At 69.6% G+C, this 19,482-nt stretch carries 17 protein-coding genes; 4 read left to right on the top strand and 13 right to left on the bottom strand.

The genetic code is table 11. The features are described from left to right. Positions 1–61: 61 nt before the first annotated feature. The 12 genes from FRANEAN1_RS19605 to FRANEAN1_RS41295 form a co-directional block, all read right to left on the bottom strand. Positions 62–895 carry an ATP-binding cassette domain-containing protein gene (locus FRANEAN1_RS19605; protein WP_020461562.1) on the bottom strand — a complete coding sequence of 278 codons (834 nt, stop codon included), beginning with the start codon at positions 893–895 and terminating at the stop codon, positions 62–64. Between the two features lie 16 nt (positions 896–911). Beyond that, entirely contained in the window at positions 912–2,057 is a 1,146-nt protein-coding gene (locus FRANEAN1_RS19600; RefSeq protein WP_041254402.1) for an RNA-guided endonuclease TnpB family protein, read from the bottom strand. Between the two features lie 90 nt (positions 2,058–2,147). After that, on the bottom strand, positions 2,148–4,568 hold the full coding sequence (locus FRANEAN1_RS19595) for an ABC transporter permease (protein ID WP_157472717.1): 2,421 nt from the start codon (positions 4,566–4,568) through the stop codon (positions 2,148–2,150). Positions 4,569–4,858: 290 nt separating this feature from the next. Then, a complete protein-coding gene (locus FRANEAN1_RS19590; protein WP_020461559.1) occupies positions 4,859–6,052 on the bottom strand; it encodes a thiolase family protein in 1,194 nt (397 codons plus the stop codon). A gap of 513 nt (positions 6,053–6,565) precedes the next feature. Beyond that, on the bottom strand, positions 6,566–7,432 hold the full coding sequence (locus tag FRANEAN1_RS19585; RefSeq protein WP_020461558.1) for an acyl-CoA thioesterase domain-containing protein: 867 nt from the start codon (positions 7,430–7,432) through the stop codon (positions 6,566–6,568). Positions 7,433–7,435: 3 nt separating this feature from the next. Beyond that, complete coding sequence (locus FRANEAN1_RS19580; protein WP_020461557.1) at positions 7,436–8,209, bottom strand: SDR family NAD(P)-dependent oxidoreductase; 774 nt, start codon at positions 8,207–8,209, stop codon at positions 7,436–7,438. A 400-nt stretch (positions 8,210–8,609) separates the two neighbouring features. Continuing rightward, a complete protein-coding gene (locus FRANEAN1_RS19575) occupies positions 8,610–9,800 on the bottom strand; it encodes an amidohydrolase family protein (protein WP_020461556.1) in 1,191 nt (396 codons plus the stop codon). A 189-nt stretch (positions 9,801–9,989) separates the two neighbouring features. Continuing rightward, on the bottom strand, positions 9,990–10,811 hold the full coding sequence (locus tag FRANEAN1_RS19570; RefSeq protein WP_020461555.1) for a crotonase/enoyl-CoA hydratase family protein: 822 nt from the start codon (positions 10,809–10,811) through the stop codon (positions 9,990–9,992). Between the two features lie 70 nt (positions 10,812–10,881). Beyond that, positions 10,882–11,388: a MaoC family dehydratase gene (locus FRANEAN1_RS19565; protein WP_041254399.1), complete on the bottom strand. Its 507-nt coding sequence runs from the start codon at positions 11,386–11,388 to the stop codon at positions 10,882–10,884. 127 nt (positions 11,389–11,515) lie between these two features. Continuing rightward, positions 11,516–12,715, bottom strand: coding sequence for an acyl-CoA dehydrogenase family protein (locus FRANEAN1_RS19560; protein WP_020461553.1), 1,200 nt, complete (start codon positions 12,713–12,715; stop codon positions 11,516–11,518). A gap of 51 nt (positions 12,716–12,766) precedes the next feature. Next, the gene (locus tag FRANEAN1_RS19555; protein WP_020461552.1) at positions 12,767–13,717 is read right to left on the bottom strand and encodes a CoA ester lyase; all 951 of its coding nucleotides are present in this window, start codon (positions 13,715–13,717) and stop codon (positions 12,767–12,769) included. Positions 13,718–13,774: 57 nt separating this feature from the next. After that, positions 13,775–13,957 carry a hypothetical protein gene (locus tag FRANEAN1_RS41295; RefSeq protein WP_157472716.1) on the bottom strand — a complete coding sequence of 61 codons (183 nt, stop codon included), beginning with the start codon at positions 13,955–13,957 and terminating at the stop codon, positions 13,775–13,777. Between the two features lie 256 nt (positions 13,958–14,213). Here FRANEAN1_RS41295 and FRANEAN1_RS19550 point away from each other — a divergent pair, with 256 nt between their 5' ends. The 3 genes from FRANEAN1_RS19550 (at position 14,214) to FRANEAN1_RS19540 (ending at position 16,883) form a co-directional block, all read left to right on the top strand. Further along, positions 14,214–15,410 carry a cytochrome P450 gene (locus FRANEAN1_RS19550; protein ID WP_020461551.1) on the top strand — a complete coding sequence of 399 codons (1,197 nt, stop codon included), beginning with the start codon at positions 14,214–14,216 and terminating at the stop codon, positions 15,408–15,410. A 193-nt stretch (positions 15,411–15,603) separates the two neighbouring features. Beyond that, positions 15,604–15,864 carry a hypothetical protein gene (locus tag FRANEAN1_RS19545; protein ID WP_020461550.1) on the top strand — a complete coding sequence of 87 codons (261 nt, stop codon included), beginning with the start codon at positions 15,604–15,606 and terminating at the stop codon, positions 15,862–15,864. Continuing rightward, positions 15,861–16,883 carry a dihydrodipicolinate reductase gene (locus tag FRANEAN1_RS19540; protein ID WP_020461549.1) on the top strand — a complete coding sequence of 341 codons (1,023 nt, stop codon included), beginning with the start codon at positions 15,861–15,863 and terminating at the stop codon, positions 16,881–16,883. The genes FRANEAN1_RS19545 and FRANEAN1_RS19540 overlap by 4 nt, the downstream gene beginning before the upstream one ends. A 73-nt stretch (positions 16,884–16,956) precedes the next feature. On the opposite strand, the gene FRANEAN1_RS19535 is transcribed toward FRANEAN1_RS19540, so the two are convergent. Continuing rightward, the gene (locus FRANEAN1_RS19535; protein ID WP_020461548.1) at positions 16,957–18,420 is read right to left on the bottom strand and encodes an AMP-binding protein; all 1,464 of its coding nucleotides are present in this window, start codon (positions 18,418–18,420) and stop codon (positions 16,957–16,959) included. A gap of 303 nt (positions 18,421–18,723) precedes the next feature. Here FRANEAN1_RS19535 and FRANEAN1_RS19530 point away from each other — a divergent pair, with 303 nt between their 5' ends. Then, positions 18,724–19,473: an SDR family oxidoreductase gene (locus FRANEAN1_RS19530; RefSeq protein ID WP_020461547.1), complete on the top strand. Its 750-nt coding sequence runs from the start codon at positions 18,724–18,726 to the stop codon at positions 19,471–19,473. Positions 19,474–19,482 lie beyond the last annotated feature (9 nt).

The following is a 19,482-nucleotide window of genomic DNA, read 5'->3' as shown; positions in this document are numbered from 1 at the left end:
TGCCATCCGACGAACCGCCGCCCGGTCACCGCGTCCTCGAACGTCACCGCGTCCTCGAACGTCACTGGGCCACCTCGAAGTTGCCGAGGTAGGCGTCCCGGACCTCGCTGCTCGCCATGACCTCGCGCGTCGGGCCCTGCGCGATCAGCCGTCCGAAGTCGAGGACGTAGGAGCGGGTCGTGAAGCTGGTGACCAGCTCGACGTCGTGCTCGACCAGCAGGATGGCGAACCCCTGGGCGCTCTGGACCTTCTCCAGGGTCTTCGCCAGCGCCGTGGTCTCGGACCGGTCGAGGCCGGACGACGGCTCGTCGAGGAGGAGGAGCTTCGGTTCGGTCATCAGCGCCCGCCCGACCTCGACGAGGCGGCCCTGGCCGAGGCTGAGCCGTTCGATGGGCTCCTCGGCCAGTTCGACGAGGCCGAGCAGCTCGAGCACCTCGTCGCAGCGGGCGACCTCGGCCGGCCGGGGCCGGCCGAGCCCGATGATGTCCTTCCACAGCCGGCCGTCGCCGCGCCGGATCCGCTCGGCGATGACGAGATGGTCCCGGACGGTGCAGTCCGGGAACAGCTCGATCCGCTGGAACGTCCGGCCGATTCCCGCCTTGGCTCGCCGGTAGGCCGGCGCGCCCGTGACGTCCCTGCCGGCGATCTCCACCGTGCCGCCGTCGGTCTGCAGCACGCCGAGCAGGCAGTTGAAGAACGTGGTCTTGCCCGCTCCGTTCGGCCCGATCAGGCCGACGCGCTCACCCTCGTCGATCTCCATGGTGACGTCGTCAAGGGCGGTGATGCCGGCGAACCGCTTGGTGACGCCCTGTGCCTTCAGTACCCGATTGGCATCCTCCCCCGCATGAATGCCGGGGATTCCCGCACCTCGCGATGCGGGTTCCTGCTTCGTCAACGGACGCCTCCTCGCTTCAGGAGCGAGGCGGTCTCACTCCATCTCCACAGGCAGCCACCGCGAGCCCCGCGGCCAGAATGTTCCGCGCCGCATTCACGTCCCGGTCGTGGACTGTGCCGCAGCCGCGGCAGGCCCATTCCCGGACGTTCAACGGCATCTTCTCGACGATCGACCCGCACACCGAACAGGTCTTGCTGCTCGGGTAGAAACGGTCGATCGCGATCACGGTGCGGCTGTACCAGCCGGCCTTGTACTCCAGCATCGTCCGCAGCTCCGACCACGATGCGTCGGAGATCGCCCGTGCGAGCGAATGGCTGCGGACCATGTTGCGGACGGACAGGTCCTCGATGACCACCGTTTGGTTCTCGCGGATGATCCTCGTGGACAGCTTGTGCAGATGATCCCGACGACGGTCCCGGATACGGCCGTGGACCTTCGCGACCCTCGCGCGGGCTTTCGCCCGGTTCGCTGAGCCCTTCTCCTTGCGGGACAATTCCCACTGTGCGCGTGCGAGCCGAGCCCGGTCGGCACGCTCGTGCCGGGGGTTGGTGACCTTCTCCCCGGTCGACAGAGTGACCAGACTCGTGATCCCCGCGTCGATCCCCACCTGCCCCGATGTCGGAGGCAGGGTGGTGATGGTCTCCTCGACCAGGATCGAGATGTGGTACTGGCCGCGGGCGTTCCGCGACACCGTCACCTGCGACGGGTCCGCGCCGTCGGGCAGCGGACGCGACCAGACGATGTCCAGCGGCCGGTCCTGCTTGGCGAGGGTGACAGCGCCGTTCCGGTAGCTGAAGCAGTTCCGGAAGTAGGTCGCCGACTCGAGGGTCTTGCCCTTCTTCTTGAAAGACGGGTAGCCGGCCCGCTTCTCCCAGAAGTTCACGAACGCCGACTGAAGGTGCCGTAGCGTGGCCTGCAAGGGTCCTTTCGACGGCTCGGCGAGCCATGCCGTCTCCGGGTCCCGTTTCCACGCGGTGAGCATCTTGTCGGTCTCGGCGTGCGTGATGCGACACCGTTCCTGAAACCACGCGCGAGACCGCTCGGCGAGTGCCCAGTTGTAGACGTAGCGGACGCAGCCGAAGGCGCGGGCGAGCTGCTCGGCCTGCTCTGGGGTCGGGTAGAAGCGGTAACGGTACGCCCGCTTCACCACCCTGCCCCCCATGGCTGACAGGATACCACCTTTGCCTGTCACACTGTCGTTGATGCGCTATCCCCGCCCTGAAGGACGGGGCCTGCGCGCTACGTTCCACGGTCACGAGACCGCGTCCTCCGTCCGCGCGGGCGAGGAAGCCGCCGGACGCTCAGACCCTCCGTTGGCCGCGGCCTTCGGCGACCCGTCACCGGCCGCGGGTTCAGCTGTGGCAACCGGGGCGGCGGGCTGCGCCGCCGCCGGAGCGGCTTCCGTGGCCGCCGCCGGCTTCGCCGTCGAGGTGGCTTCCGACTTCGGCGCTGGTTCCGACTTCGGCGCTGGTTCCGACTTCACGGCGGGTGGTGCCTCGGGTGCGGGCTCCGCGGGCTTCGCGGCGGGCGGCGCGGCCGCCTTCGCCGAGGTGCCCGTGGGTGTGGTGGTGTCCGGCTCGGGAGCCGATCCCGCCGCGCCCGCGCCGACGGCCACCGGCACCGCGGCCGGGGTCGCGGGGCGGGCCAGTGCCACCAGCTTGGTGATGAACTTCGGCATGCTCGCCGGCCGCTCCACCAGGCCCTCCGGATGCCGGGCGAACTGGATGGCCGCCAGGCCGAACAACACGTAGACCCACTTGCCGGAGATCGGGAAGAAGTCCGGTATGGCGGTCGGGCTGCGCAGGATCCAGGCGAACACCGTCCCCTTGAGGATCAGCTGGTCGAACACCGCGAAGGACGCGGCGGCGTTCAGCGCGCCGCGCACCGTGCGCGAGCCGAGCGTCACCACGATCACCACCCAGAACAGGGCGGCGAAGGGAACGAAGTTCGTGCCGTAGTTGACGTTCTCCTGCTGGATCGCCAGCAGCGCGCCACCGAGTCCCGCGATGAACGCGGAGACCGCGAAGGCGACCAGGCGGGCCCGGCCGGCGGAGATGCCGATCGACTCGGCGCCGACCTCGCTGCCGCGCAGGGCGACGAGGGTGCGGCCGAAGGTACCCTTGCGGAGCTGGAGGACGACCATGGCGACCACGATGAGGATCACCGAGGCGAACACCAGGTAGTACTTGTCGTCCGCCAGGTCCCAGGGCCCGATGACCGGGCGCGGCACGGCGGTGCCCTGCAGCAGCGCGGAGTCCCCGCCACCGATCCAGGAGAGCTTCACCAACACGGCGTCGAAGAAGTAGGCGAACGCCAGGGTCGCGATCGCCGTCCAGATGCCGCCCAGCTTGCGGATGGGCAGCGACAGGACCGCGCCGACCACGGCCGCGATGGCGGCGCCGATCAGCGCCGCCATCAGGACCGAGAGGTTGTAGCGGTCGACGAGCTGGAAGACCGTGAACGCCCCGATGGCGGCGAACGTCCCCTGGCACAGCGAGATCTGGCCGGCCATGCCGGTGATCACGGTGATCGACAGGAAGATGATGCCGATCACCACGGCCTGCGTCACCAGGAAGACCCACAGCTGGTCGCCGCGGGCCAGCACCACGATGGCGACGACGCCGAGCGCGGCGAAGCCGATCAGCCTCGTGATCAGGGCCCGGCGCGGGTCGCGCACCTCGCCGCCGAGCGACGGCGGCGGCGGCTCGACCCCGGCCAGCGGGTCACCGGTCTCCCGGGAGCGCCGGATGCTCGGGACGAGCACGACGACGCCGAAGAGCACCACGAACGGCACCGACGGCGTCAGGTTGTCCTGGATCGTCGAGACCCAGGCGTGGTCGTCGGACCAGCGCGGGAGGAAGGTGTTGAGCTGGGCGATGATGATGCCGAGCAGCAGGCCGCCGGCCATCGCCTTCGGCAGGCTCGTCAGCCGGCCCACCGCGGCCGCGGCGATCGCGACCACCATGAGGCTGAAGAAGTCCGCGGCCGCGAGCGTGTTGAAGCGGGGCGCGATGAGCACGCCGGCGACACCGGCAAACAGCGACGACAGCGCCCACGACAGGGCCGAGACCCGGTCGGCGGGGATACCGTTGAGCTCGGTCATCTTCGGGCTCTCGACCACCGCGCGCATGCGGACGCCGATGGCGCTGAAGCGGAACAGCGCGACCAGCCCTGCCATCGCGACCAGGGCGACGCCCATGCTGACGAGCTCGTTGCGGCTGTACGCGTAGACCCCGAACGGGTCGTAGAAGACGTTGGCGCCGTCGGGAACGACACCGACCGGCGTCACGCCGGCGACCGCGGTGAAGTCGGCCAGGATGTCGAACAGATAGGGAATCGCGACCGCAAGGCCGGCGGCCACGACGAGCCGCGCCACCGCCGGTGCCGTCCGCAGCGGCCGGAAGATCAGCCGTTCGAGGATCAGCCCGATCAGCGGGGCCATCACGAAGACCGCGAGGATGACCGACGGGACGGTCGGCCACTCCCAGATGACCCGGGCCTTGAAGTACATGGCTGCCGAGACATAGGCCTGGGCGCCGAAGGCAAGGTTGAAAACACCCGAGGTCTTGTACGTCAGGACGAAGCCCAACGCGACGAGGGCATAGACCGCTCCCGGCGGTACTCCCTGAAGGAGGGCCTGGAAGAAGTCGTGGGAGACGGAGGTCTGGTTCAAGTCAGCAGCCGCCCGTCTGCTGGGCGACAAAGCCGACGGGCCTCGGATCGGGGCGCACCGGAGCCCCGTGCCCGGCCGGCGCCGTCGGGCATGCTAACCGCCAGTAACAGATATCCTGATGCATCACTGTATGCGCCATTCCGTTGGCTTCAAGGTGCCAGAAATGCATGTCGCCACCCGCGATCCCGGTGGCAACCGTTTATTCATTTGTTTTCCGGCCGCTCACGGCGGCCGGAAAGAACACCACCGCCGAGGCCCGTGGGCGCCCACGGGCCTCGGCGGTGCGAACCTCAGCTCGAGCGCGGAGCGGGAACCTCCAGCACGAGGGCGCTTGCCATGCCCCCGCCGGCGCACATCGCCGACACCGCCACTCCGCCGCCACGGCGGCGCAGCTCATGGATCAACGTGATGATCTGCCGCGCGCCGGTCGTCGCGATCGGGTGCCCGAGGCTGCAACCGCTGCCCAGGAAGTTGACGCGGCTGTCGTCGATCTCCAGGATCCGGGATGCCGCGACCGCCACGGACGCAAACGCCTCGTTGATCTCCCACAGGTCGACGTCGGCCACGGTGAGGCCGGCGCGCTTGAGGGCCTTCGGGATCGCCAGTGTGGGGGCGATGCCGGTCTCGGCCGGGGGCACCCCGACCGACGCCCAGGCCCGGACGATGCCCAGCGGCTCCAGGCCGTGCTCCGCGGCGTAGCCGCCGTCAGTGATGACCATGGCGGCGGCGCCGTCGTTCGCGCCCGCCGCGTTGCCGGCCGTGATGCTGAAGCCCTCGATCTCGGGGTGCAGCGGCTTGAGCGAGGCCAGCTTCTCCATGCTGGTGGTGCGCCGCGGGTGCTCGTCCACGGCGAAGGTGAAGCTCGTGCCGTCCCGCCGGGGCACCTCGATCGGGAAGATCTCGTCGGTGAAGCTGCCCGCGTCGATGCCCGCGACGGCCCGCTGGTGCGAGCGCAGCGCCCACGCGTCCATCTCCTCGCGGCTGACGCCGGCCTTGACGGCCGCGTTCCACCCGACGGTGATGGACATGTCGAAGTTCGGGGCCTCGGCGGTGTTCCGGTGGGTCGGCGAGTACCAGTCCTCGACCTCGTCGGTTCCGGGCCGGCGCCGCTTCGCCCGTGGCGAGGTGGAGGAGGAGTTCGTCCCACCCGCGACGATGACACGGTCCATCCCGGAGATGATCGAGGCGGCGGCGGTCTGCACCGCGACGAGCCCCGACGCGCAGTGCCGGTTGTGCGCGACGCCGGCGGCGTTCGCGAAACCAGCCTCGATGGCCGCGTAACGCGCGATGTCGCCGCCGCCGTAAAGCGATTCACCCAGGACGACGTCATCAATGTCCGCGCTGTCGATACCGGACCGCCGGACTGCCTCCGCGACGGCCTGCGTACCCAGCTCGAAAGCGTCGACGTCGACGAGGGAACCCTTGCCCGCGGTGCCGATCGCCGTCCGTGCGGTCGAGACGATTACCGCTTCATGCTCCGACAAGTTCGCTCCTCTGATGGGTACCACGAACCTCGCATGGCCGGAGCACACGTCCCGCCGCTGTGAGGTGCCTCATATTACTGAGGTCGACGTCGGAGTCAAGACATACAGAGACTCGCGACGTCGACCCACCTCGAGCCCTGCAGGTGAAGGAGTCCGGGCCGAAATCGACGCCAGCGCCGGCGTTGACAGAAATCCGGCGCCCACCATCGAAGTCTCCCGTTCCGCGACCGCCCCTCACCCGGCGTCGCCGGGTGAGGGGCGGTCAGCGACGCCCGGCATGCGCTGCCTGATCCAGGACGCCGGTCGCTCACCGCCACCATGCGAAATTCTCTCAGAAGGGGCTCGAAGGTGTCGACACATGTGTTATCGCCTGGCGAGAGGCCCAGATCCCCCTGGGGAGAACACCTGGCCCGCCGAATCGCGCCCTGAACGGGGAGAACCGGGCCGCCCGGGGACCACTGGTCCCGGGGCGGCCCGGTCGATCACGACGACCGGGGTGGATCACGCCTCGGCTTACAGGTGACGGCTGCCAGAGGCCGCCATCGCCCTGATCATGTTGTCCTGGACGAAGGACGCCACGAGAGCGCCCCCGCCGCGGTACGCGCTGCCCTGGCCGTAGCTGCGGCCGTGCCCCGCGTACGGGCTGCGGTGCGACAGCAGCACCCATTCCGACGCCGGTCCGGGCTGGTGGAAGGTGATCGTGTGGCTGAGCACCCCGGTCGACAGCGACACGTGGGCCAACGCCTGGCCGACACCGGGGTGCGGCCGCATCGCGGTCCCGATGAGGAAGCTGTCAGTGGACAACGCCAACAGCGCCTGCGAGGTCACCAGGTCATCGGACGCCCCGGGCCAGCGGATCCAGACGTCGAGCTCGGGCGGGCCCACCGCATCGGGGTCGCTGATGTCCACGTCGCCGACGACGCGCACCTGCCAGCCGCCGGAGCCGTTCGCCGCGCCCGCCGTGCCGTTCGCGCCCTCGGCGCCCGCCGGCTCGGTCGGCGGGACAGGAGGCGGCGCCGGGTGGGTCTCGGCGTAGCTGATGAAGTCGGGCTCGTCGCCGGTGAGCAGCACCTGCGACTGCACGCAGAGCCGCCCGCCCTGGCTGATCGACACCGCGCTGGCCGCCAGGCTCCGCCCGGAGTGCTGGCGGGTCACCGCGATGTCGAGCGGCGCGTCCGGCCGCGCCGCCCGCGCGAACACGGTGTGCAGGGTCTTGACCTTCTTGCCCTCCTGGCCGACCAGCGCCGCCACCAGGGACTGCGCCAGGAGCTGCCCGCCGTGCGCCACCGGGCCGCCGAGCTGGATGCTGCCGGCGCGGTAGCGGTCGGTGTCAACCGTTTCGAGCTCGAGGGACGCGAGGACCGAGTCGAGGGAGAACATCGTCTACCGGGGGCCGAAGCGCAGAGCGCCGTCGAGGCGGATGTTCTCGCCATTGAGATAGGAGTTGCGGGCGATCGACTCGACCAGCAGCGCGAACTCCTCGGGCTTGCCGAGCCGGCGCGGGAAGATGATGTCCTGGACGAACTTCTCCCGCATCTGCTCCGGCACGCCCATCATCCGCGGGGTCCCCATGGTCCCCGGCGCGATGGCGCAGACCCGCACGCCGATCGGGGCCAGGTCACGGGCCATCGGCAGGGTCATGCCGAGGATGGCCGCCTTGGCCGCGCTGTAGGAGACCTGGCCGATCTGGCCCTCGATCCCGGCGATCGAGGCCGTGTTCACCACGACCCCCCGCGCACCGTCCGCGTCCGGCTCGTTGCCGGCCATCGCGGCGGCGGACAGCCGGGTCACGTTGAAGGTGCCGAACGCGTTCATCTCCATGGTCTTGATGAACGCCGGCTTGTCGTGCGGCGTCGCGTCCCGCCCGACGGTGCGCCCGGCGCCCTTGACGCCACCGCCGGCCACGTTCGCGACGACGGACAGCGGGCCACCCGCCTGCGCGGCCCCGATCGCGGCCTGCACGTCCTCGTCGTTGTTGACGTCACCACCGACGGCGGAGGTCGAGTCACCGAGCTCCTTGGCCAGGGTTGCTGCGGCCGCGCCGTCCTGATCGAAGATCACGACGTGCATGCCGACCTCGGCCAGGTGCCGCACCGTCGCGGCGCCGAGGCCGCCGGCACCGCCCGTCACTATCGCTGAACGTCCGTTCAGGTCCAACGGTCATCACCTTTCGTCGACGCGGAACTGACAACTCTGTCCACCGGCCGGCTGTTCACTGCCGGTCCGGTCTGTCTACCGCCGGGCCGACGACCGTTCTGTCTGCTGATCGCCAGCCGGCCCCCTGCTGACGGTGTTACCCGGCAGCGCCCGCGGATGGCGCGGGCACAGCCCGGCCGACCGCCCGTGGCGGGCAACCCGGCTGCCGGTTTCGCGGATGTCTCGAGGTTCCCTGGGCGGGGCGCCGCGGGCCGTCTCCCCCGTCCCGGACGGGTTGCGCACGTCACCTGAGGACTTGTCACAGCATGGCCGTAACAGGTCCGCACTGTCGACCGCTCCGCGACGGGGCACACCCGCCGGCCCCTGTCGGGCAGGGCCAAGCCGAGCAAGGGCCGAAACGTCAGACCGGGACGGCGATTCCGGTGAGACGGGCGAGGTTCTCGCCCATGATCTTCCTGACGTCCTCCTCCGGCATGCCGGCCGGCAGGTGGTCGACGTAGCTGCACGGCTCGGCGAGGCCCTCCGGGTGCGGATAGTCAGAACCGAAGAGGACGTGGTCCACACCGATGGCCTCGACGAGCTTCTCGATGTTGTCCTCGTGGAACGGGCTGATGTAGATGTTGCGCCGGAACGCCTCCACCGGGTCCTCGTCGAAACCGTGCGGCATCTTCGTGTAAGCGTCGGCGAGGTGCTCGAGCAGCGGCACCACCCAGTCGCCGCCGGCCTCGATCGAGGCGACCCGCAGCTTCGGGAACCGGGCGAAGACGCCGCCGCAGACGAACGCCGTCATCGAGTCCTCGGCCGGCCGGTGCCCCATCGTGACCATGCGGAACGGGTCCGGGCGGAACGGCAGCATCTCCTGCGGGCCGGTCCAGTCACTCTGGTACCGCGAGTAGCCGCTGTCGGAGGAGTGCATCGCCACCAGGATGTCGGCGTCCACCACCGCCTGCCAGAACGGGTCGAACTCGGGGAGCGCGAACGAGCGCGAGCCGCGCAGGCCCGGCACCGGCGCCGGGCGGATCAGGACGGCCCGCGCGCCGCGCTCGGCCGCCCACTCCAGTTCCGCGATCGCCTTCTCGACGATGGGCAGGGTGATCACCGGAGTGGTGAAGATGCGGTTCTCGTAGTTGAACGACCAGACCTCGTGAATCCACTCGTTGAGCGAGTGGACCACGGCATGGGTCAGGTCCGGGTCGTCCCGCATGCGCTCCTCGAGGAGGCTCGCGAGCGTCGGGAACATCAGCGCACGGTCGACGCCGAGCTCGTCCATGAGCTGGATGCGCGGCGCCGGCTCACGGAACGCCGGAATGCTGCGCATCGGGTCCCCGACGATCTCGCGGTAGGACTTCCCCTCGGGGTTCCCGACACGGAAGTACTCCTCCTGAGCGCCGGGCCGCGCCACCACGTCGAACGTCGGATTCGGGATGTAATCGCTGATCTGGCCACGGATGGCGATCTTCGTCCGGCCACGGACCTCGACATAGTCGACGGCGCCGCGGTAACGGTCCGGGAGATGCCGGGTGAAGGCGTCACGTGTCTCGTAGAGATGGTTGTCCGCGTCGAACACCGGGAAGGTCAGTTTCTTGGCCATGTCATCATGCTAGCCAGTATTGATACTGACGTCAATATTGGTTTGTGGAGTGGGCCGGAGCCGGGCGGGGCACGGCGTGCCAGGTCAGGGCACATGCCGCGGCACGGCACGACCATGTCCGGACATGACGAAGCCTCCGCCCTGCGGAGGGCGGAGGCTTCGTCTACTGCTGGTGGTGGTGGTGCCGGGTTACTGGCCGGTCCAGCGCGGCGGGCGCTTCTCGGCGAACGCCACGGCACCCTCCTTGGCATCCGCCGAGGTGCGCACCACCGCGACGTACTCCTCCTGGCGCTCGAACGCCTCCTCGAGCGGCCAGTCGACCGATCGTGACAGCACCTGCTTGGAGGCCGCGAGCGCCAGCGGCGCGTTCGCGGAGATCTCCTCGGCGAGCTCGAGCGCGACCCCGAGCGCCGCGCCCGGCTCGGTGAGCCGGTTGACGAGGTGGACCTCGGCCGCCTCGGTCGCCGGCCACATCCGGCCAGTCAGGACGAGCTCCATCGCCAGGTGGTAGGGGATGCGGCGCTGCAGCCGCAGCAGTCCGCCGGCCGCCGCCGCCAGGCCGCGCTTCACCTCGGGCAGGCCGAACTTGGCGTCCCGCGCGGCGACGATCAGGTCGCAGGAGAGCACGATCTCGAACCCGCCGGCGAGCGCGTAGCCCTCGACCGCTGCGATCAGCGGCTTGCGGGGAGGCTGGCGGACCAGCCCGGCGAAGCCGCGCCCGGGCACGATCGGACGCTCGCCGCGGGCGAAGCCCTTCAGGTCCATCCCGGCGCAGAACGTCTTGTTCGCGCCGGTGATGATGCCGATGCTCAGGTCATCACGGGCGTCGAGCTGCTCGAGCGCGACCGCGATCGCGGTCGCCAGGCTCAGCGACATGGCGTTGCGCGCCGCCGGCCGGTTCATGGTGAGGACGAGCACCCGGCCGTGCTCGGTCAGGACGAGCTCGTCGGACGCGCCGGGAGGGGCGTCCTGCAGGGAGCCGTCCGGACGGGAGGTCTGCAGATCAGCCATGATGTTCTCTCTGGTGATCGGGCCAGGGGCCGCGGAGTCGGTCGCCGCGGCAGCGGACGGACGGGGTGGGTCAGGAGGCCCGGGGCTCGGGCCGGCCGGGCTGTTCTCCCCCGCGGGCCTCGCCGTAGGACCGCTTGGGGACCATCACCTTGCGCCGGTAGATGCAGACCAGGGTGCCGTCCTGGTTGAGGCCGCGGGTCTCGACCGTCACGATGCCGCGGTCGTCCTTGCTCTTCGACTCCACCTTGTCCAGCACCGTCGACTCACCGTAGATCGTGTCCCCGTGAAAGACCGGCGCCACGTGCCGCAGCGACTCGACCTCCAGGTTGGCGATCGCCTTGCCGGAAACGTCAGCGACGGACATCCCGAGCAGCAGCGAGTAGACGTAGTTCCCGACGACCACGTTGCGCTTGAACTGGGTGGTGTGCTCGGCGTAGTTGGCGTCCAGGTGCAGCGGGTGGTGGTTCATCGTGAGCAGGCAGAACAGATGGTCGTCGTACTCGGTGACCGTCTTGCCAGGCCAGTGCCTGTAGACCGCACCGACCTCGAACTCCTCGTAGTACCGGCCAAACTGCATGACGACCCCTGTTCCTTCCCGCGAGCGCCCCTGGCGGGCGGATCCGTCCACGTACACCACCCGCACGCGCGCGGGGCCCCACCTGGCGGCCGGCCGTCCCGGCCGGGCCGCCGACTCAGCCGCAGCCTCAGCCTCGCAGCTTGTATTCCTTGAGCAGGGCGCGGCTGATGATGCGCTTCTGCACCTCGGACGTCCCCTCGCCGATGAGCATGAACGGGGCCTCCCGGTAGAGACGCTCGATCTCGTACTCCTTGGAGTACCCGTAGCCGCCGTGGATCCGGAACGACTCGGTGGTCACCTCATGGCAGTACTCACTGGCCAGGTACTTCGCCATCCCGGCCTCGACGTCGTTACGCTGCCCGCTGTCCTTCTTACGCGCGGCGTTGACCATCATCAGATGACCCGCCTCGACCTTGGTCGCCATGTCCGCGAGCTTGAACGCGATCGCCTGATGATCGGCGATCTGATGGCCGAACGTCCGCCGCTGCTGAGCGTAGGCGATCGCCAACTCGAACGCCCGGATCATGATCCCGCAGGCACGGGCCGCGACGTTGACCCGCCCGACCTCCACCCCATCCATCATCTGGTAGAAACCACGACCCGCCCCCCCGGGGCCACCCAGGATCGAACTCGCCGGCACCCGATGACCATCCAGGATCATCTCCGTGGTCTCGACACCCTTGTACCCGAGCTTCTCCAGCTTCCCGGGAATCGTGATACCACCGTCGGTACCAAACCCCGGCTCCTTCTCCAACAGGAACGTCGTCATGTTCCGATAGACCGACTCCGCACCCTCATCCGTCTTCACCAACGTCGCGACCAGACCCGCACGGGCACCGTTGGTCAGCCACATCTTCTGCCCGGTGATCGTGTACTCGTCGCCGTCACGGCCAGCCCGGGTCGTGATCGCCGACACATCCGAACCACACCCCGGCTCACTCATCGAGAACGCCCCACGCAGCTCACCGGTCGCCATCCGCGGCAACAACCGCTCCCGCTGCTCGTCGGTACCGTGCTGCAACACCAGATACGCCACGATGAAATGAGTGTTGATCACCCCGGACACACTCATCCACCCGCGGGCGATCTCCTCCACCACCAGCGCGTACGTCAACAACGACTCACCGAGACCGCCGTACTGCTCCGGGATGGTGATCCCGAACAGGCCCATCTCCTTCATCGCCTCGACGATCGCCTCGGGATACTCGTCCTTACGCTCAAGATCGCCCGCGTTCGGCAGGATCTCCTTGTCCACGAACGACCGCACCGCCGCGAGGATGTCGGACTGCACCTCGGTCAGCCCATCGGTCTGCGCGATCCTGCCCATAACGGCTCCTGTGTCCTTGAGGTCTCGACGGAGAAACAGCCAGACCGGGGTTCAGCCGGCCGGCGGCTCGAAGGCCGCGGTACGCGCCATACCCGCGGCACGCCCCTTGCCCGCGATCACCTCGGCCATCTTCCGGCTCGCCTCGTCGATCATCTCGTCCCCGAGCATCACCGCGCCCCGCAGCCCACCCTCGTCCGAGGTGTGCCAGGCATAGGCGTCCAGGATCAGCTCAGCGTGGTCGTAATCCTCCTGCCGGGGGGCGTACACCTCGTTCGCGGCATCGATCTGCCCCGGATGCAGCACCCACTTACCGTCATAACCCAACGCCGCGGACTTCTTCGCCACCCCACGGAACGCCTCCACATCCCGGATCTGCAGGAACGGCCCGTCGATCGCCTGCACCCCCCGCGCCCGCGCCGCCTCCAAAATCTTGAACAGCACATAGTGGAACGGGTCCCCCGGATAATCCGGGTTCAGCGCACCCACCACCAGGGACGGCATGTTCATCGACGCCATGAAATCCGCCGGACCAAAGATGATCGTCTCGATCCGCGGGCTGGCGAACGCGATCTCCTTCACGTTCGACAGACCCAGCGCGTTCTCGATCTGCGCCTCGATACCGATCCGCCCGACCTCGAAACCCATGACCTCCTCGATCTGCGTCAGCAGCAGATCCAACCACTGCACCTGCGCGGCGGTCTGCACCTTCGGCAGCATCACACAGTCCAGGTTCGCCCCCGCGCCCTCGACCACGGTCACGACATCACGGTAGGTCCACTTCGTCGTCAGGTCATTGACCCGCACGACCCGGGTCTTACCCGCCCAGTCACCCTCGTTCAACACCGACACGACGTTCCCCCGCGCCGACTCCTTCGCCCCCGGGGCAACCGAGTCCTCCAGATCACAGAAGATCTGGTCGGCAGGAAGCCCCTGCGCCTTGCCCAACATCTTCACGTTCGAAGCCGGAACAGCCAGACACGACCGGCGAGCACGCAGAGGCATTCTGGTCAGAAACTCCTTCGTCGGGCCGGCTCTCCGAGGCGGCTGGAGAACCGGTGGTCATGGCTGGTCGGGCAGCGCCCGGGCCGGCGCGGCGAGTGGCCTCGCCACGGTAGTCCATGGCGGCTGGGCATCCATGTCGATCGTCACCGACGTGGGACGGGGCACCCGCCGGCCGGGAACAGCCGGCGGACCGCCGGCGGCACCGGCACCCGCGGCATGCTCCACACGAAAGCAGGACATCCAAGCACCGTCGTCTTGGTGTGCGGGCAGTCACAGGGCCGGCGGAGATCGCCGGGAGCGGGCACCGAGCCGGCGGTGGAGCGGCACACGTTGTCGACGGGGCACCCTCGGCACCGGCCGACCTGCCGTGTCGCGTCCCGCCGACGGCGAGCGTGGGCAGTTGCCCCGGTACGGTCGGTAGCAGTGGTGGCAGGGCTCACACGCGCGGCGGCGCGCCGGGCGCCTCGTTCGATCGCACGGAACGGAGGAGTGGAACATGCCGTTAACCAGCCCCAGCGACGTCTACTACGATCCTTACGACGCCCAGATCGACGCCGACCCCTACCCGGTCTGGCGGCGCATGCGCGACGAGGCATCGCTCTACTACAACGAGAAGTACGACTTCTACGCCCTCAGCCGCTTCGAGGACGTCGAGCCCTGCCTGAGTGACTGGAACACCTACCGGTCCGGCCGGGGATCCATCCTGGAGCTCATCAAGGCCAACATCGAGCTGCCCTCGGGAATCATTCTCTTCGAGGACCCGCCGATCCACGACATTCACCGCAGCCTGCTCGCCCGGGTCTTCACCCCGCGGAAGATGAACGCGCTGGAGCCGAAAATCCGCGAGTTCTGCGCGCGTTCCCTCGATCCCCTTGTCGGGACCGAGCGCTTCGATTTCATCCGGGACCTCGGCGCGCAGATGCCGATGCGCACGATCGGCTTTCTCCTGGGAATCCCGGAATCCGACCAGGAGGCGATCCGGGACCGTCTCGACGAGGGCCTGCAGCTGCGCGAGGGTGAAGAGCTCTCGGTCTCGGCGGAGGACTTCAACGCCGACGAGTTCGGCGCCTACATCGACTGGCGGGCCGAGCATCCCTCCGACGACCTGATGACGGAGCTCCTGAACGCCGAGTTCGAGGACGAGACGGGCACCGTCCGCAAGCTCCACCGAGAGGAAGTGCTCACTTACGTCACGATGCTCGCCGGGGCCGGGAACGAGACGACCACGCGACTCATCGGCTGGACCGGAAAGATTCTCGCCGAGAACCCCGACCAGCGGCGCGAACTCGTCGCGGACCGCTCGCTCATTCCGAACGCGATCGAGGAGCTGCTGCGTTTCGAGGCGCCCTCACCGGTGCAGGCGCGCTATGTCGCCCGCGACGTCGAACACCACGGCCACACCGTGCCCGAGGGCAGCATCATGGTGCTGCTGAACGGCTCGGCGAACCGGGACGAGCGCCGCTTCGCCGACCCTGACCGCTTCGACGTCCACCGCGACGTCGGCCGCCATCTCAGCTTCGGCTATGGCATCCACCACTGCCTCGGGGCGGCGCTGGCCCGACTCGAGGGCAGGGTCGCCCTGGACGAGGTCCTCAGCCGGTTCCCGACCTGGGAGATCGACTGGGACAACGCCGTCCAGGCCCGCACCTCGACGGTCCGCGGCTGGGAGACGATGCCCGCCTTCGTCCGGTAGGCCCAGCTGCCGTTGACTAGGGCATTGGCAACATTAGACTGCCTTCAACATGGACGATGATTTAGCGAAGGCAGATGATTTAGCGACGGCATGCGCCGCTGGGTCTTTTCCGCCCTCCCCCGTGTCAGACTCGCCCATGTCAGCGCGTGACCGGTCCCGCCGACCCCGGCCGACCCCGGCCGGAGGCTGAGGTATGCACGCGCTCGACGGCGTCCGGATCTACGCGACCCGCGACGGCTGGCGGCGGAAGCTGGACGCGGCCGGGGTGCCCGCCGAGGTCTCGGCGGGCACCCACGACGGCGAGACCCTGCTGTTCGACGACGAGATGGTGCGCCTCGGCCTGGTCACCGAATACGAGCACCCGCCTGGCCGCCGGCGGCGTCGTGGGCTGGCCCGGCGACGACTACCACTTCGCCGTCCAGTGCAGCCACCCAGCGATCGGAGAAGAGCATGAGCATTCGAGTCGTCCAGTGGACCACCGGGGGTGTCGCGCGCAGCGCGGTGCGCGCGGTCCTCGCGCATCCGCGCCTGGAACTCGTGGGGTGTTTCGCGTGGAGCGCCGACAAGGACGGCAAGGACGTCGGCGACCTGTGCGGCCTGCCGCCGCTCGGCATCCAGGCCACCAGCAGCTTCGACGCGATCATCGCGCTGCGGCCCGATGTCGTGCTCTACATGCCGTTACTGTGGGACGTCGACGACATGGTGCGGCTGCTCGAGGCCGGCATCAACGTCATCTCCACGGCGAACTTCCTCACCGGTCGATCCTACGGCGAGAAGGACATGAACCGCCTGCACGAGGCCGCGCGGCGCGGCGGCGTGTCCCTGTACGGAACCGGGATCAACCCTGGCCTGGCCGGTGTCGTGGGCCTCACCGCGGCCGCGCTCTGCCGCGAGGTGGAGAAGATATCGATCTTCGAGGCGGCCGACTGCACCCATTACGCGTCGGCCGAGACGTGGCAGGCGCTCGGCTTCGGGTCACCGCCGGACACCCCGGGGCTGGCCGACGCGGCGAAGCAGCGCCAGCTCGTCTTCCAGGACGCGGTCGAGGCGGTGGCGAAGGCCCTCGGCGCCGATCTCGACGAGGTGCGCTACGCACCCGAGTTCGGGCTGGCGACCAGGGACCTCGACCTCGGCTACATGACGATCCCGCGGGGCACCGTGTGCGGGCTGAAAGGCCTCTGGCAGGGCATCGTGCAGGGCCGGCCGCTGATCGAGCTGGGCCTGCTGTGGCGGCTGGGCAACGCCATGGAGCCCGACTGGCCGATCGAGGAGGGGTACGTCATGGAGATCCGCGGGCACCCCAACGTGCGGCTCCGCTACGAGTTCGAGTACTCCGCGGACGCCGTGGACCGCGACGCGCACACCGCCAACCCGGCGGTGAACGCCGTTCCGGCCGTGGTGGCCGCGCCCCCCGGCCTGGTCACGGCGGACGACCTCCCACTCGTGACGGCCGGATCCATCGCCGCACCGTGATCTCACCCCGGTCTCGGCGGCGCCCTCGCCGCCGAGACCGGCACCGGGGCCGGGGCCCTTCGGGCTGGCGGGGTCAGCCGCCGCGGGCCTCGACGAGCGCGCCACGGTTGATCTTCGTCGCCTCACTGCGCGGGAGCGCCTCGACGATCTCGATCGTCTTGGGCACCTTGTAGGCGGCGAGCCGGCTCTTCGCGTAGGCGATGACCTCCGCGGACGACGGAGGCTGGGCCGGGTCGGCGGGCTGCACGACGGCGTGCACCCGCCGGCCCCACTCCGGGTCCCGCAGCCCGATGACGACGATGTCAGCGATCTTGGGATGGTCGATGAGCGCCGTCTCGACCTCGGCCGGGAAGACGTTCGCCCCGCCGGTGATGATCACGTCGACCCGGCGGTCCACCAGGTACAGGAAGCCGTCGGTGTCGAGGTAGCCGAGGTCACCCACGGTCTCGAAGCCGTCGTCGGTGCGACGCAGCCGCGGGGCCTGGCCGAGGTAGGTGTAGCCGCCGTAGCTCGACCGCGGCGCGCGCAGGTAGATCTCGCCGATCTCACCGGCCGGCGCCGGTTCGCCGTCGGCGCCCAGTATCCGGACCTCGGTGCCCCGGAAGCCACGGCCCACGCTGCCCTGCCTGGACATCCACTCGTCGCCGCGCAGTGCGGTGATACCGAGTGCCTCGGTCATCCCGTAGGCCATCACGATGCGCTCGGCGCCGATCAGCCCGGCCCACCGGTGCACCAGCGACGGCGGCATCGGCGCCGCACCCTGCATGATCCACTCGATGCTGGACAGGTCGCGGCCGTCGACGTCCGGCAGGTCGCCGATGCGCTGCAGCATGGTCGGGGTGGCGGTGAACGTGCTGATCCGGTGGCGCTCGATCACGCCGACGACCCGGGCGGCGTCGAACTTCTCCATCACCACCAGCCTGTCCCCCGCCAGCAGGTTGTACAGGGTGGAGAACCCGTTGGCGTGGTACATCGGGGCGAGTACCAGGATCACCTGCGGCCGCGGTACCGGGCTCCACTGGTCGACGAACGGCGCGGTGGCACGGGCGTCGAAGACGGCCGGCCGCGCGTTGAGAATCACCTTCGGCGTGCCCGTCGAGCCGCTGCTGCAGATGCCGTTGGTCTGCGGCGACGTCGCGTCGGGCAGGTCCGGGACGGCGAGGTCGGCCGTCGCGTCGATCCACGGGATGTCCTCGGGCCCGAGGAACACCGGCGCGTCGACGGTCTCCCGCAGCCGGGTGAACTCCCAGTCCGGCAGGTCCCAGCGCACCGGCACCGGCACGGCGCCCAGCTTCCAGGCCGCCAGCGCGCTGAACACGAACTGCGGCGAGTTGCGCAGCCCCAGCCCGAGCAGGTCGCCGGGGCCGAGCCCGCGGACCGCGAGGGCACCGGCGAGCTGGCCCGAGCGCCGGTCGAGCTCGGCCCAGGTGAACGCCGGTTCGGCGCCGTCCAGCGCGATGTGGCGTAACGCGATCTCGTCGGGGCGCTCACCGACGAGCTCTCGAATCCGCCGTGCGTAGCTGACCGTGTCGTCCACGGCGTGTCCTTCCGTAGGTCCCGCCGACTCCCACGGAGGGACGAGTCCGAAACCGACTCCAATAATTAACCGTGTCCGGCGCCGGGCGAAACCGTTGGACGCGATCCGGCCCGCTTCACGGTCCCAGGAGCGCCGCCCGGGCCCGGGTCCGGCTGCCTCCCGCGCGTCGTCGCGGGTACGCGCCGGCGGACGTCCAGGCTGGGTGCGCAGCGGTGGCCCCGACCGGACGGAGCCGGGCCCGGGGACCGCGGCCGGATCGGGCGAGTCGGAACTCGGTGCCCAGAACATCGCGAGAGGGTCATCATGAAGATCGTTGTGATCGGTGGCGGCGGGCTCGTCGGCTCCCGGGTTGTGGCCCGGCTGGCCGGGATCGGGCACCAGACGGTGGCCGCCTCGCCCCGGACGGGCGTCAACGCCCTCACCGGCGAGGGCCTGGCCGCCGCTCTCGACGGCGCCGCCGTGCTCGTCGACGTGTCGAACTCACCATCGTTCGAGGACGACGCGGTGCTGCGCTTCTTCCAGACCTCGACCGCCAACCTGCTCGCCGCCGAGGCGGCCGCCGGGGTCGGGCACCACGTGGTGCTCTCGGTGGTCGGCACCGAACGCCTCGCCGCCAGCGGGTACTTCCGCGCGAAGAGCGCCCAGGAGGCACTGGTCGCGGCCGGCCCGATCCCCTACTCCGTCGTCCGCGCCACCCAGTTCTTCGAGTTCGTCGGCGGCATCGCCGACGCGGGCACCGAGGCCGGCACCGTGCGCGTCCCCCCGGTGCACATCCAGCCGATCGCGGCGGACGACGTCGCCGCCGGGGTCAGCGGCGCCGCGCTCGGGACACCGACGAACGGCGTCACGGAGATCGCGGGCCCGGAGCGGTTCCGGCTCGACGACCTCGTCCGCGCGGTGCTGTCCGCCCGCGACGACCCTCGCCCCGTCGTCGCCGACCCCCGGGCACGCTACTTCGGCGCGCCGCTGGATGATGAAACCCTGGTGCCCGGCGACGGCGCCGCGCTCAGCGAGACCCACCTCGTCGACTGGCTGAAGGAGTCGACTGGCTGAAGGAACGGT

The organism is Parafrankia sp. EAN1pec, assembly GCF_000018005.1.
GTDB classification, from domain to species: Bacteria; Actinomycetota; Actinomycetes; order Frankiales; family Frankiaceae; genus Parafrankia; species Parafrankia soli.
Note: the sequence above shows the minus strand (reverse complement) of the source record. Positions and strands in the feature narration are given on the sequence as shown.

What these genes read in the sequence shown, in the direction of transcription:
- FRANEAN1_RS19565 (WP_041254399.1), bottom strand. Translation starts at nt 11,388, where the DNA reads ATGCAGTTTGGCCGGTACTACGAGGAGTTCGAGGTCGGTGCGGTCTAC.
- FRANEAN1_RS19540 (WP_020461549.1), top strand. Translation starts at nt 15,861, where the DNA reads ATGAGCATTCGAGTCGTCCAGTGGACCACCGGGGGTGTCGCGCGCAGC.
- FRANEAN1_RS19555 (WP_020461552.1), bottom strand. Translation starts at nt 13,717, where the DNA reads ATGCCTCTGCGTGCTCGCCGGTCGTGTCTGGCTGTTCCGGCTTCGAAC.
- FRANEAN1_RS19530 (WP_020461547.1), top strand. Translation starts at nt 18,724, where the DNA reads ATGAAGATCGTTGTGATCGGTGGCGGCGGGCTCGTCGGCTCCCGGGTT.
- FRANEAN1_RS19575 (WP_020461556.1), bottom strand. Translation starts at nt 9,800, where the DNA reads ATGGCCAAGAAACTGACCTTCCCGGTGTTCGACGCGGACAACCATCTC.
- FRANEAN1_RS19560 (WP_020461553.1), bottom strand. Translation starts at nt 12,715, where the DNA reads ATGGGCAGGATCGCGCAGACCGATGGGCTGACCGAGGTGCAGTCCGAC.
- FRANEAN1_RS19585 (WP_020461558.1), bottom strand. Translation starts at nt 7,432, where the DNA reads ATGTTCTCCCTCGACTCGGTCCTCGCGTCCCTCGAGCTCGAAACGGTT.
- FRANEAN1_RS19600 (WP_041254402.1), bottom strand. Translation starts at nt 2,057, where the DNA reads ATGGGGGGCAGGGTGGTGAAGCGGGCGTACCGTTACCGCTTCTACCCG.
- FRANEAN1_RS19570 (WP_020461555.1), bottom strand. Translation starts at nt 10,811, where the DNA reads ATGGCTGATCTGCAGACCTCCCGTCCGGACGGCTCCCTGCAGGACGCC.
- FRANEAN1_RS19550 (WP_020461551.1), top strand. Translation starts at nt 14,214, where the DNA reads ATGCCGTTAACCAGCCCCAGCGACGTCTACTACGATCCTTACGACGCC.
- FRANEAN1_RS19545 (WP_020461550.1), top strand. Translation starts at nt 15,604, where the DNA reads ATGCACGCGCTCGACGGCGTCCGGATCTACGCGACCCGCGACGGCTGG.
- FRANEAN1_RS41295 (WP_157472716.1), bottom strand. Translation starts at nt 13,957, where the DNA reads ATGTCCTGCTTTCGTGTGGAGCATGCCGCGGGTGCCGGTGCCGCCGGC.